The 12,997-nt window shown below is 71.5% G+C and carries 12 protein-coding genes; 4 read left to right on the top strand and 8 right to left on the bottom strand.

All coding sequences use genetic code 11. The annotated features are described in order from the left end of the window. A partial coding sequence (locus EFL26_RS05810; RefSeq protein WP_246000038.1) for an HNH endonuclease signature motif containing protein occupies positions 1 to 813 on the top strand: 813 nt, incomplete at its 5' end. A 188-nt stretch (positions 814 to 1,001) separates the two neighbouring features. Here the strand turns inward: EFL26_RS05810 and EFL26_RS05805 are convergent. After that, positions 1,002 to 2,072, bottom strand: coding sequence for a hypothetical protein (locus EFL26_RS05805; RefSeq protein WP_123221960.1), 1,071 nt, complete (start codon positions 2,070 to 2,072; stop codon positions 1,002 to 1,004). A gap of 481 nt (positions 2,073 to 2,553) precedes the next feature. On the opposite strand from EFL26_RS05805, the gene EFL26_RS05800 reads away from it, so the two are divergent. Then, on the top strand, positions 2,554 to 2,958 hold the full coding sequence (locus EFL26_RS05800; RefSeq protein WP_123221959.1) for a nuclear transport factor 2 family protein: 405 nt from the start codon (positions 2,554 to 2,556) through the stop codon (positions 2,956 to 2,958). 3 nt (positions 2,959 to 2,961) lie between these two features. Here the strand turns inward: EFL26_RS05800 and EFL26_RS05795 are convergent, their stop codons facing one another. The 7 genes from EFL26_RS05795 to EFL26_RS05765 all read right to left on the bottom strand — a co-directional run bounded on the left by EFL26_RS05795 (position 2,962) and on the right by EFL26_RS05765 (position 10,876). Beyond that, a complete protein-coding gene (locus EFL26_RS05795; RefSeq protein ID WP_123221958.1) occupies positions 2,962 to 5,007 on the bottom strand; it encodes a vWA domain-containing protein in 2,046 nt (681 codons plus the stop codon). 20 nt (positions 5,008 to 5,027) lie between these two features. Then, the gene (locus EFL26_RS05790) at positions 5,028 to 6,416 is read right to left on the bottom strand and encodes a sigma 54-interacting transcriptional regulator (protein ID WP_123221964.1); all 1,389 of its coding nucleotides are present in this window, start codon (positions 6,414 to 6,416) and stop codon (positions 5,028 to 5,030) included. Positions 6,417 to 6,438: 22 nt separating this feature from the next. Next, a complete protein-coding gene (locus EFL26_RS05785) occupies positions 6,439 to 7,128 on the bottom strand; it encodes a hypothetical protein (RefSeq protein WP_148046640.1) in 690 nt (229 codons plus the stop codon). Positions 7,129 to 7,241: 113 nt separating this feature from the next. Further along, entirely contained in the window at positions 7,242 to 8,624 is a 1,383-nt protein-coding gene (locus tag EFL26_RS05780; RefSeq protein WP_123221956.1) for a YncE family protein, read from the bottom strand. A gap of 29 nt (positions 8,625 to 8,653) precedes the next feature. Beyond that, the gene (locus EFL26_RS05775) at positions 8,654 to 9,064 is read right to left on the bottom strand and encodes a hypothetical protein (protein ID WP_123221955.1); all 411 of its coding nucleotides are present in this window, start codon (positions 9,062 to 9,064) and stop codon (positions 8,654 to 8,656) included. A 199-nt stretch (positions 9,065 to 9,263) separates the two neighbouring features. Continuing rightward, positions 9,264 to 10,454 (bottom strand): lipid-transfer protein, encoded by a 1,191-nt coding sequence (locus EFL26_RS05770; RefSeq protein ID WP_123221963.1) that lies wholly within the window; start codon positions 10,452 to 10,454, stop codon positions 9,264 to 9,266. Further along, positions 10,451 to 10,876 carry a Zn-ribbon domain-containing OB-fold protein gene (locus tag EFL26_RS05765; RefSeq protein ID WP_123221954.1) on the bottom strand — a complete coding sequence of 142 codons (426 nt, stop codon included), beginning with the start codon at positions 10,874 to 10,876 and terminating at the stop codon, positions 10,451 to 10,453. The genes EFL26_RS05770 and EFL26_RS05765 overlap by 4 nt, the downstream gene beginning before the upstream one ends. A 69-nt stretch (positions 10,877 to 10,945) precedes the next feature. Between EFL26_RS05765 and EFL26_RS05760 the strand changes: the two genes are divergently transcribed. Then, on the top strand, positions 10,946 to 11,770 hold the full coding sequence (locus EFL26_RS05760) for an adenylate/guanylate cyclase domain-containing protein (RefSeq protein ID WP_123221953.1): 825 nt from the start codon (positions 10,946 to 10,948) through the stop codon (positions 11,768 to 11,770). Then, complete coding sequence (locus tag EFL26_RS05755; RefSeq protein WP_123221952.1) at positions 11,767 to 12,708, top strand: MBL fold metallo-hydrolase; 942 nt, start codon at positions 11,767 to 11,769, stop codon at positions 12,706 to 12,708. Before EFL26_RS05760 ends, EFL26_RS05755 begins: the two co-directional genes overlap by 4 nt. The last annotated feature ends 289 nt before the right edge of the window (positions 12,709 to 12,997 follow it).

Raw genomic sequence — 12,997 nt, 5'->3', positions numbered from 1 at the left:
GGCACCTCCAGGGTCCACGGCGAGCTCGACCTCGCCGACGCCATCGATCTGGAGGAAGCAGTCCGGCGAGGTGCTGAGCAACTCGCGGTCCTCGGGAACGAGGAGTCCCTGGATGTTCGCCGGTCGTTGGCGGTCGGGATGCTCGCTCGGGGTGAGCAGGCGCTGGAGTTCGAGGCTGGGGTGGTTTCGGCAGGCTCAACCACCCAACTGAGCGGCTCAACCTCCCCGGTCCCGGGTTCGACCAGCCGCCGTGGCGGCTCAACCACCCCGAAGGCCCGCGACGTGGTGCTGTACGTGCACCTCTCCGAAGCCGCACTGACCTCCGGCGATGAGCTCGCACCCGCCTGGATCGAGAACGCCGCCGGACACCTCGTCACGACCGGGCAGGTCGCCGAGTGGTGCCGGGCCGGCTCCACCACCGGGACCACGAGGATCACCGTGCGGCCCGTGCTCGACCTCGCCGAGACCCTGCACTCCACCGGCTACCAACCCAGCCCCACGTTGACCGAGCAGATCGAGCTCCGCGATCGCACGTGCGTGTTCCCCTGGTGCCAGCGTCCCGCTCGAGGCTGCGACAAGGACCACATCATTCCCTGGGAGTCGGGCGGTCCCACGTCCAGCGACAACCTCGCTGCCCTCTGCAGACGACACCACCGGATGAAGACCCACGGCGGCTGGACCTACACGATGCTGACCCCCGGCGAGTACCTCTGGCACAGCCCGCACGGACACACCTGGCTGCGCGACCGCACCGGCACCACCGACCTGAGCCCGTCAACGGTGCCCAGCCCTAGCGACCCACCCGACCAGTAGCCACCCCGCCCCGCACCCGGCCCGATCCCACGGACAGGCCGGGCCAGCGGCATGCCCGCGGTCAGGCAGGGGTGGCCCTTCACGCCGGTACGACCGGGTCCCGGCTCAGCGGTGCTGAACCGGGACCCGGCGAGTGCCGTCACCTGCTGCCGCGGCCTACGGCCGGGGCACCAGATCTCGCTGCGAGCTCAGCTGCGCGCGATGAGGATCGCCCTGACGGCGTCCTGCTTGTTCACGCCGCTGCTGGAGCTCGTCGTGAGCACCTTGGCGAACTTGTGCACTCCGACGTGCGCGGACCTGGTGATCTTCATCTTCACCTTGATCTGCTTGTACTGGCCCGGGGCGAGGGAGAACGACAGGCCCTGGGTCGACTTCATCGCGGTGGTCACGTTGGTCGCGCCGGCGAAGTACTTCACGCGCACCTTGCTGGTCGAGCTGAGACCCTGAGCGGTGAAGGTCGTCCGGGTGTTCCCGTCGTTGTAGATCCGGACGGTGAACTTCTGCCAGTCGCCGCGGTGCACCTTGCTCCGCACGGTCTGCCCGCGTCCCGTCGTGTTGTAGATGTTGTTGCCGACGTAGGGGTGGTGCGGCTTGCGGATCAGGCCGTCCGGCTGCCCCTCGGTCAGGCGCCAGTTCACGATGCTGTCCCGCTGTGCGTCGGACAGGCCGGTGAGCAGCTCGTCGGTCGCTGCCGGGTTGGTGTTGAACCGCGCCGCTCCCGTCGTGGCCGCAGCATTCGTGCCGGACAGCTCGTTCAAGAACATCAGGGCGCGGGAACCACCAGCCGGAATCGTCACGTTGTACGTCGCCTGGATGCCGTCCCTGTCCGCGCAATCGAACACGACCTGAGACGTCGACGCCGGAGGCGCTGCCACCGCTCCCGGACCGGCCAGCACGCTGGTGTTCACCGCGTCGCCGGGAGTGACGGCGTTGTCGGCGGTCACCAGCCACCGGTCTGCCGTGCTGACGGCGGCGTCACCACTGCTGGTGGCGATCACGGTCGTGCCGCTGTCCGAACCGAAGTTCGTCGCCACGGTGAAGGGGATCGTCATCGAGGTCGTACCCGGGTTGGACAGCGTCACCATGCTGCGCAGAACCTGCTGGTTGGGCAACGCCCGGTACTCGACCGTCGTGTTGAGGCCACCGAGGCTGCTCGGCCCGGAGGTGAGCACCCTGTTCAAGGTGTTGTTGACCGGGTCGGTCTGGACGTCCCAATTCGTGGGCGAGACCATCTCGTGGCCGTTGACGAAGAACAGCAAACCGCCGTCGAACGCGTCTCCGTGGTTGATGCGTTCACGTCGAAGGCGCCCTCATTGACGGCCAGCCCCGGCAACTGCGTGCTCGGGCAGTCGCCGCCGGTGTTCGTGCCCGCGCCCCCAGTCGGGGTGCCGTCGAGCGTGCCGTCGTCGTTGACGACGGTCCACTCGGACTGCGTCGTCGATCCGCTGGTCAGCGTCACCGGGGTGGCGCTTGGTGCAGGTGCCGCCGAGGTCGGCATCACCAGACCGAACGCACCCAGTCCTACCGTCGCCAGGCCGACGACCAGAGGCCGAGGCCGGACAAAGCCCTTCATTCCCATGAAAACTTCCCCTCTCCGGGGTCCGCTGCCCGGCCCGCACCTCCCCCGTTGGGTGGATGCGCCCGTGATCGGCCACGACCTTTCGAACCTAGTGCACGAGTCGGGGTCGACCTCAAGGGACGAACGTCCCGAAGGAGGCGATCTCCCACTAGCCTTCCGCCATGCCCACACCCGCCGAGACCGGCCTGCAGCGCTGGCACCAGACGATCGAGAGCCGCGACCCCGGTCGCCTTCCCGTGATCATCGCGGAGGACGCGGTCTTCCACTCACCGGCGGTGCACACACCGCAGGAGGGACGCGACCTCGTGACGGCGTACCTGGCCGGCGCGATGGTCGTGCTCGGTCCGACGCTGCGCTACCAGGACGAATGGGTCGGCGAGCGCGACGCCGTGCTGCGGTTCACCGCGGAGGTCGACGGCCTGCAGGTCGAGGGTGTGGACATCATCCGGTGGGACGACGAGGGCCAGATCGTCGACTTCACGGTGATGGTCCGCCCTTTCAAGGCGCTCCAGGCGGTGATGGGCCGGATGCTGGAGGAGCTCACCAGAGCAACCAGCCAGAGCTAGGGGCTAGCCGACCCAGAAGCCCCGGCCGCCGCCGCCGAACCAGTCGCTGCGCCACCCGCCGAACTCCTCCGCGTACGACGACCGGCCACCACGTGAGCCGAGGTAGCTGCCGACCACGGCCGCCCCGAGGTCGTCCAGCTCCGGCGCGACCACCCGGCCGTCCACCCGCTTGGCCATCGAGTCGACGAAGCGGGCCAGGCCGGGGTCGTCGCCGAGACGGAAGAACGTGACCTGCGCACCCAGCCGCCCGGCGTTGTCCAGCTCGCGCACGCTGCTGGCGATCGTGAGGGGGTGGGGTGGGTAGGAGAAGTACACCTCGCCGTCCGGCTCGAGGTGCGACGTCGGCTCACCGTCGGTGACGATCAGGAGCACCGGCTGCGCGTTCGGGTGCTTGCGGAAGTGCCGGTTGGCCAGCAGGAGCGCGTGGTGCAGGTTGGTGCCCTTGGCCCACATCGCGTCGAGCGCGGTGAGCTGTTCGATCTCCATCACCTCGGCGTACCGGCCGAAGCCGATCAGCTGGAGGCGATCACCGCGGAAGCGCGTGGTGATCAGCTGGTGCAGGGCGAGGGCCGTGCGCTTCATCGGCACCCAGCGCCCGTCCATCGCCATCGAGAACGACGTGTCCACCAGCAGGGCCACGGCCGCCTGGGTGCGTGCCTCGGTCTCCTGGACCTCGACGTCCTCCATCTCGAAGAGGCGCGAGGAGGACGAGTCGCGGCCGGCCCGGCGGCGTACGGCGTTGATCACGGTGCGCGGGACGTCCCAGGGCTCGGTGTCACCGAAGGCCCACTCACGCGTCGCGCCGGAGCGGTCCCCCGCCGCGCCGGCCTGGCGCAGCTCGCGCTGCCCCTGCCGGCCGGAGAGCCGGTCGGCGACGTCGCGCAGCAGTGCCTTGCCGAGCTGGCGCATCGCCTTCGGGGACAGCCGCAGCTGCCCGTCGGAGGTGCGCTTGAGGTAGCCGGAGTCGCGCAACGCGCGCTCCAGCTCCTGGAGCGTGCGGGCGCTGACCGCCGCCTCGTCGCCGAGCTGGCGGGCCAACGCATCGAGGTCGACGTCGTCCATCCGGGCGCCGTCGTAGGACTGCGACAGCTGCTCGGCGAGATCGTCGAGCTCGGCGAGGTCCTGCAGCACGCCGGTGCCGTCGCCGAGCCCCAGCCCCTGCTCGCCGCCGAACTCCTCCGAGCCGCCCCAGTCCTCGCCCGGCCGGAGCGCCTGGAGGTTGGAGTCGAGCCGGCCCAGCGCGTCCATCAGCTCCGGGCTGCCGAACGCCTGCGCGGAGAGCTCCATCAGCTCGGCGCGCTGCTCGGCGCTCATCGAGTTGAGCATCCGCTGGGCTGCCGCGGACCGCTGGGCGAGCGCGTCGAGGAGCTCGTCGATGTTCTGCGGGTTCTCCGGGAAGAAGTCCCCGTGCTTGTCCATGAAGTCGTCGAAGTCCTGGGTGGTGTCCTCACCCAGCCGGTGCTTCTCGAGCAGCTGGTTGAGGTCGCCGAGCATCTCGTTGATCGCCGCGCGGTCCTCGTCGGTGGCGTTCTCCAGCGCCTGCTTCATGCCCGCGAAGCGCTGGTCGAGCAGCTCGCGGCCGAGCAGGTCCTTGATCTTCTCGTAGTCCGCGCGCGCCTCGCTGCTCTGCCAGTCGTACGACGCCAGCTCGGTCACCGCGGCCGCCGTCGAGGGCGGGAGGTTGTCGAGCTGGACCTCGCGGAACGCGCGGTCGGCGTCATCGAGGTCGACGTCACGAGCCAGCTGCTTGCGCTCGTTGAGCACGGCCCGGTCGAGCAGCTCGCGGACCTCCTGGAGCGTGCCGTCGAGGCTGTGCCGCTGCAGCAGGTCGCGCCGCTTCTGCGCCACCCGCCGGGCGAGGTCGTCCAGGCCCTGCTGGTCGCGTCCGCCCCGGCGGAGGAACTCCTGCATCGCCCGCTCCGGGGAGTAGCCGGACATGACGTCCTCGCCGATGTGCTCGAGCGCCTCGGCGAGGTCGACCGGGGGCGCGAGCGGATCGGGCCCGCCTCGGTACCTCGAATAGGTCGAGTGACCACCCTTCTCAACCATGGCAGATTCCTTGAACCCAGTTATCCACCGTAGACGGCCTCTCCTCCGTCGGTCTCCTTGGCGACCTTGCGGGCGAGGTAGAGCCCTTCGAGCGCCAGCTCGATCGCGCCCGCGCGCTCCCCGTCGTTGGTCGCGTCGAGGCGGTCGCAGATGTCGTCGTACAGCTCGGACTCGCCCAGCACCGGCAGGCCGGCCAGGAAGTCGCGCGCGGTCACCTGCTCGCCGGTGGTGACGATCGCGCCCGACTCCAGCGCCTGCACCAGGAGGCCCAGGTCGAGGCCGGAGAGCCGGGAGCGGACCACCTCGGCGGTGGCGGTGCGGAGGAGGTGGGTGAGGATCTCCTCCTCGCGGCCCTCCTCGCCCGTCTCGAACTCGATCTTGCCGCCGAGCACGTCCACGGCGGTCTGGAGGTCGACGACCCGCGCGACCGCGTCGTCCTCGCCCTGCGCGGTGGCGCGGTGGAGCGCCGCCGCGGCGATCGTCTCCGCGCCCGCGATCGCGAACCGCGCGCTCACGCCGGAGCGCTGGTCGACCGACTGGCTGTGGCGCAGCGCCCGGGTGAAGCGGGCCAGGATCTCGACGAGGTGGTCCGGTACGTCGGCCACGAGGTGGGCCTCCTGCCGGATCACCGCGACCTCGTCGTGGATCTCGATCGGGTAGTGCGTGCGAATCTCGGCGCCGAAGCGGTCCTTGAGCGGCGTGATGATCCGGCCGCGGTTGGTGTAGTCCTCGGGGTTCGCGCTGGCCACGACGAGCACGTCGAGCGGGAGCCGCAGGACGTAGCCGCGGATCTGGATGTCGCGCTCCTCCATCACGTTGAGCATCGCGACCTGGATCCGCTCGGCGAGGTCGGGCAGCTCGTTGATCGCGACGATGCCGCGGTGGCTGCGCGGGATCAGGCCGTAGTGGATGGTCTCCGGGTCGCCGAGCGACCGTCCCTCGGCGACCTTCATCGGGTCGACGTCGCCGATCAGGTCGGCGACGCTGGTGTCGGGGGTGGCGAGCTTCTCGGCGTACCGCTCGTCGCGGTGCCGCCACACCACGGGCAGGTCGTCGCCGAGCTCGGCCGCGCGCCGCAGCGAGGGGTGGGTGATCGGCTCGTAGGGGTGCTCGCCGAGCTCGGAGCCGGCGATGACCGGGGTCCACTCGTCGAGGAGGCCGACGAGGGTGCGCAGCAGGCGGGTCTTGCCCTGGCCGCGCTCGCCGAGCAGCACGACGTCGTGGCCCGCCAGGAGCGCGCGCTCGAGCTGCGGGATCACGGTGCTCTCGAAGCCGTGCAGCCCGGGCCACGGGTCGCGTCCCTCACGCAGGGCGGTCAGCAGGTTGTCTCGGAGCTCCTCGCGCAGGCTCTTCTGGACGTGGCCCGAGGCCCGGAGCTCCGCGAGGGTGGTGGCGGCTGGAGGAGAGATCTGGCTCACTCCAGCAGCGTACTCAGCGGACCCTCAACCCCAGGTACGCCGAGAGCCCGCGACCGTTGTCGCCGCAGGCCGGGATCACGACAGCGATCCGCGCCCGCAGGTGCCGGTGGAACCGACGCGTCAGGCGGTAGCTGCCGTCGGCGCGCACCGTCGACCGGGCGAGGCGCACTGGCTTCGGCCCGACCATGAGGGGGCGCAGCTCGCCGCGCCACAGCTCGACGGCGCACCCGGGCTTCGCCGGGGAGGTCCGGCCGCGCACGACGAGCCGCTGCCCGCGCCGCAGCGTGAGGTCGTTCGCGCGCCGGGTGAGTGCGGGCGCGATCTCCACGACGTACGGCGTGGAGCTGCTCGCGGCGCGGGCGGAGGACCCGCCGAACCGCCACTGCACCATGGCGTTGCGGTCGAGCACGGTGCTCAGCGACGCCGTGCCGGCGGCGTTCGTGGTCGCCTGCCCGACCTCGGTGAAGTCCGCGGACCCGGACGGCTGGACCCACAGGCTGAGCACCTCGCCGGGCGCGGGGGCACCGCTGTCGACCAGCGTGGCCGCGAACACCAGGGGCTTTCCGGCCACGGGGCCGGACAGGTCGTCGACGACGATCGGGAAGACCTCGGTGGGATCGGCACCCGCTGCCACTGCGGGGAGGGCAGGAGAGACGCACAGCATCATGAGCACCACCACGAGTGCTCTCCGTGCACGCGCCACGGTCAACCCCTCCCTCGAGCCATCCCGATCATAGGACGCCGAGGGGCTGCTTTTCGGATGCACCCGCGGGTGAGTCCGTCTCTCTCCGATGCGTGGGGACGGGGCCGTTCGGACTAGGACGTCGCGGTCCACGACGCCACGACGGCGTCCGGGACCTCACCGAGCCGGACTCGCTGCGGATGGTCTCCCACCGGGAGGAAGGCGAGCTCCTTGTGGGTGCGGAAGTCGAGGACCGCCACGGAGTCCGACCCGCTCAGGGAGATCCAGCAGGTGTTCCCCAGGCCCTTGGTCGTCCAGTACGGCTTCAGGTACGGGTGTCCCGTCGAGGCGGTGTCGAAGATCTGGTAGCTCCCTGTCGCACGGTCGATCAGCGCGGCGTAGTCGTCCATCGTGCCGGCCGCGCACAGGGTCGTGCCGGCGTCGTCCATCGAGAGGCCGTGATGAGCAGAGTCGTTGACGTACTGCTCGCGCGGCAGGTCCGGCACCCGGTTCGGCAGGGACACCACGCGGGTGACCGCACCCGTGCGGGGCTCCGGGATGCCACCGGCCGTGTAGGTCACGGCACCGTCGAGGTCGGGCGCCTGCGTGTCGAACTCGACGTACCCGTGGAAGAAGGACACCTGGAAGTAGAGGAACCGCTGGTCCGGAGCGATCGCCATCGGCCGCACGGCCGCGCTCATCCCCGGGTAGCCGGCCTCGGCGAGCTCCTTGCCCATGTCCCAGCGCCGCGTGATCGAGAAGTCGCTGTTGTCGACGATCTCGAACCACCGGTCGCCCTTGAGGGCGTCGAGCGCCGGGTCGTCGCCCGGCGTGTACACCTTGCCGATGGAGGCGTGGTAGATCCGGGACCCGTCGGGTGAGTAGTTGCTCTCGTGAGGCGTCTCGCCGGAGACGAAGGTGCGCAGGCGGTCGCCCATCCTGATCTGCCTGCCGCCGACCACCTCGTCGACCATGGAGTACTCGATCACCTGGTTCGCGGTGGAGTCGCTGACCAGCAGCCGCCGGCCGTCCGGCGAGAGAGCCATGTGGTCGGCGCGGTAGCCGTCCATCTGCTGCTCCCGCACGACGCTGTCGGAACGGCCCGCCGCCGCCTTGGCGACGTCGATCCAGGCCACGTCGGCGAAGCTGGGACGCGAGACCGCCAGGTACCGGCCGTCGGGGGTGGTGAACATGTCGTCGACGTACTGGTCGTGCCCCTCACCCGGCCCCTGCTGGATGGCGAGGTAGTACGCGAGCCGGACCGGCGAGAGCATGATGTCGGTCAGCTCCTGCTGCTTGTCGGGCACGAGGTTCACCCCGGTGCGGAGCACCTTCAGCGACCTCGCGTCGACGATCGTGGCGGTGCCGGCCCAGTTGTTGCCGACGAACATCACGTCGCGCAGGCCCGACCCCGGGGCGGGGTCCGTCGCGGTGGCGGCGGGTGCGCAGAGCGTCGCTCCGGTCAGGGCGCCCACCGCCAGGAGGGCAGAGGTCAGCAGGGGGGTGGTACGTCGCATGAACACTCAACGAACGGCGCGCAGGCCCGTCACGCGTCCCTGCGGTGCTTCGCGCGCCGGACGCTGATCCGGGTCGCCTCGCTGAGCACGAGCACGACCAGCAACGCGGCCCCGAGGGTCCACCAGGCCTGGTCGCTGATCTCCCGACCCACGGAGCGAGACTTCGGGTGGGTCGGACCCGACACCTCCGCAAGGGTCTTGGGCGCCTTCGCGGGCCGGCGGAGCCGGTCGAGCGCGCTGCGCGCGTCGTCGATCTGCTGCTGGCTGGGCGGGGCGACCGTGGCGGACTGCGTCGGCCCAGGGGTCGGCGCCGGGGCGGGCGACGGGTCAGCGGCGGTCGCGGCGGCACCGGGGAGCACGACCAGGGCGGCGGTCACGACGCCGGCCAGCACCAGCGCTCGGCCGCGCGTCAGCGCCGGCCTCCCGAGGTCGAGTCCCATAAGTGGCACAACGAGACGAACCCGGCAGCGTCACGGCTCAGCCCGGATCCGCCGAGGTCCGGCGTGGCGAGCGTCACCAGGCGGGTGCGATGGCAAGGCGCGGTCCGCGAAGGCGGCCTGGACGGCCGTCAAGCGGCCGCAACGCAGCCAGCGCGCCTGCATGGTGGCGCGCAGCAGCCGGAAATCGGTGGATCCGGGCTCAGGTGGCCAGGATCACGGACGAGCCGTGACCGAACAGCCCCTGGTTGGCGGTGATCCCGACCCGGGCCCCCTCGACCTGCCGGCCGCTCGCCTGGCCCCGCAGCTGCCAGGTCAGCTCGCAGACCTGAGCGAGCGCCTGGGCGGGCACGGCCTCGCCGAAGCAGGCCAGCCCGCCGGACGGGTTGACCGGGACCCGTCCGCCGACCGTCGTGTCACCCGCCCGCAGCAGCTGCTCGGCCTCGCCGCGCTTGCAGAGGGCGAGGTCCTCGATCCAGTCCAGCTCCAGCGCCGTGGACAGGTCGTAGACCTCGGCGACGTCGACGTCCTCCGGCCCGATGCCGGCCTCCTCGTACGCCGCGTGGCCGATCGACTCCTTGAAGGTGCGCTCCGGCTCGCCGGCCGACCCGGCCGGGTCGGTGGAGAGGTTCGGCATGTCCAGCACGGTGTTCGGGAAGGTCGGGGTGACCGTCGAGATCGCCTTCACCTTCACGGGGTTCGCCAGGCCGTGCCGCCGGGCGTAGTCCACCGAGGTGACCACGACGGCAGCGGCACCGTCGGACGTCGCACAGATGTCGAGCAGGTGCAGCGGGTCGGCGACCACCGCCGACCCGAGCACCTCGTCGACGGTCACCTCCTTGCGGTAGCGGGCGTTCGGGTTGTGCAGGCCGTGGCGCGCGTTCTTGACCTTGACCGCGGCGAAGTCGGCCGGCGTCGCGCCGTACAGGTCCATGCGGCGGCGGGCGTAGAGCGCGAAGTAGGCAGGGTTGGTCATGCCGAGCAGCCGAAAGCGCAGCCAGTCGGGGTCGTCCCACCGCTCGCCGGCGTTCGGGGCGAGGAACCCCTTCGGCGTGGTGTCCGCGCCCACCACCAGGGCCACCTCGGACAGGCCGGCGAGGATGCGCGCGCGGGCGGTGTCGAGGGCCTGGGCGCCGGTGGCGCAGGCGGCGTACGACGTGGCGACCCGGGCGCCGTTCCAGCCGAGCGCCTGCGCGAAGGTGGCGCCCGCGACGTAGCCGCCGTAGCCGTTGCGCACGGTCTCGCCGCCGACGACGAGGTCGACATCGGTCCACGCGACGCCGGCATCGGACAGGGCGGCACGCGCGGCGTGCACGCCGTACTCGACGAAGTTGCGGCCCCACTTGCCCCACGGGTGCATGCCGACACCGGCGATCGCGACCTCGGTGCTCATGCGACCGGCCTCCACTTCCAGATCGTCCGGGTGCCCGTCTCGTCGGCGTGCAGCGGCTCCACGACCAGCTCGACCTCCTGGCCCACCGCGAGGTCGGCGACGCCGTAGCCGTGCGCGACCTGGCCGAGCACGACGATGCCCTCGGGGAGCTCGACCGCGGCGAGCGCGAACGGCTCGTAGGGGTCGGTGGCCGGGACGTACGGCGCGGGCGGCTGGTACTGCGCGTCGGTGTAGGACCAGATCCGGCCGCGGCGGGAGAGCTCGGCGTCCTCGAACTCCTCGCCCGAGCAGGCGGGGTTGCGGCAGAAGCCGGCCGTCCGCGGGAAGAACGTGCTGCCGCACGTGGTGCAGCGCGAGCCGATCAGCGCAGGCTCCGGCCCCGTGGTGAACCAGCCCTCGATCACGGGCGAGGTCTCGGTCATCAGGTCCTCCGAAAACTAGAACAGGTTCTCACTATCTCATCATCGGAAGGGGTGTGCCACAGTGGCCGCGTGGTGGCCGTGGTGTGGGTGCTGGCGGTGGCGCTGGTGCTGTGCCTGACCGCCCTCGGCGTGACGGTGCGGATGCTCCGCGACGCGCGGCGCGAGGCCGAGCAGCTCCAGGAGACCGTCGAGATCCAGCTGGTCGAGACCCGGTCCAACCCGCGGGCCGTGCACGCCGCCGGCAAGGTGGTCACCAAGGTGGTCGAGGCCGCCACGCGCGCCCGCGAGCAGGGTGTCGGCCGGATGCTGGTCGCCTCGCTCGAGGACTTCAGCCGGTGGGCCGCAGAGCAGCGGGCGGCGATCGGGCGGATGGCGGCGGCGGACGGCACCGTGACGATCATGTTCTCCGACATCGAGGGCTCCACGGCCCTCAACGCCAGCCTCGGCGACTCCCGCTGGGTGCGCGTGCTCGCGGCCCACGACGAGCTCGTCGAGACCTACGTCGAGAAGTACCGCGGGCTGATCGTGAAGACCCAGGGTGACGGCCACATGGTGGTGTTCTCGACCCCGGAGCTCGCGCTCTCCGCCGCGCTGGACATCCAGCGCGCGTTCGGGGCGAAGTGGAACCACAGCCGCGAGCTGCGGCGTACGCCGATCACGGTGCGGATCGGGCTGCACACCGGCACCGCGATCGAGCGCGACGGCGACTACCTCGGGCAGAACGTCGCGCTGGCCGCGCGCGTCGCGGCCCAGGCCTCCGGCGGCGAGGTCTTCGTCACCGACGAGGTCGCCGACGCCTGTCCCGGCGACTTCACCTTCACCCCGGTCGGTGCCGTCGAGCTCAAGGGCTTCGACGGCGAGCACACCCTCTGGCGGGCGGAGCGCGCGGCGTGAGGTGGAAGGCAGGGCGCCCGGACGTCTCTGGGTACGCCGACCGGTTCGACCTGCCGGCGGCCGACGGCAGCCTCGGCGTCACCTTCGCCGGCGTGAGCACGCTGCTGATCGACGACGGTGAGTCGGCGATCCTCACCGACGGCTACTTCTCGCGGCCCGGCCTCCTCCGCGTGGGGCTCGGCCGGATCGCTCCCGATCGCGACCGGATCACCGCCTGCCTGCAGCGCCTGCTGGCGGCGAGCCCGACGCTGATCGGGCTGGAGGCGGTGGTGCCGGTGCACAGCCACTTCGACCACGCGCTCGACTCCGGCGAGGTCGCCCGGATGACCGGCGCGGTGCTGGTCGGCGGCCTGTCCACCGCACACGTCGGCCGTGGCGCCGGCCTGACCGAGGACCAGATGCTCGTGGTCGCCCCGGGAGCCCGCTTCAGCCGCGGCGCCTGGACCGTCCGGATGATCGCCTCCGAGCACTGCCCGCCCGACCGGTTCCCCGGCGAGATCACCGCCCCCGTCGTGCCCCCTGCCCGGGCCTCGGCGTACCGGTGCGGCGAGGCGTGGTCGATCGTGCTCTCCCACGACAGCGGGCCGAGCGTGCTCGTCCAGGGCAGTGCCGGCTTCGTGCCCGGTGCGCTGGCGGGCGAGCGGGCCGACGTCGTCTACCTCGGCGTCGGGCAGCTCGGCATCCAGTCCGAGGAGTACGTCGAGACCTACTGGGCCGAGACCGTCCGCACGGTCGGCGCCCGCCGCGCGGTCCTCACCCACTGGGACGACTTCTTCCGCCCGCTGCCGATGACTCCGGACGACCCACCCCTGCGCGCCCTCCCCTACGCCGGCGACGACCTCGACGCCACGATGCGCGTGCTCGGCCGGCTGGCCGACGAGGACGACGTCGCCCTGTCCTTCCCGACGGTGTGGCGGCGGGAGGATCCCTGGGGGTGAGGTTTCGCCTGCGGCGTGCTTTGCGCCTGCATTGTGCCTGCGGCGCTTGTGCGGCTGCGCCGCACGGGGTCGGTGCCGGGGCCGGGGTGGGCCGGTCCAGACGGCGCCCGCGAACGGGGGCGGCGCGTCGCAGGCACAGCACCCTGCGTGGTGACCTCTGCGGGCCTGCGCCGCGGCCAAGCCCCTTGAGTGTTCGCGGACACCGCCCGGCCCGTCCCACCACGACAACCCCACCGACCCGGGTGGTGGAGAAACGGGTTGGGTCCACCACGGGTCGTCGAACCGGCCC

The sequence above is a fragment of the Nocardioides pocheonensis genome (assembly GCF_003725535.1).
GTDB lineage: Bacteria > Actinomycetota > Actinomycetes > Propionibacteriales > Nocardioidaceae > Marmoricola > Marmoricola pocheonensis.
Note: the sequence above shows the minus strand (reverse complement) of the source record. Positions and strands in the feature narration are given on the sequence as shown.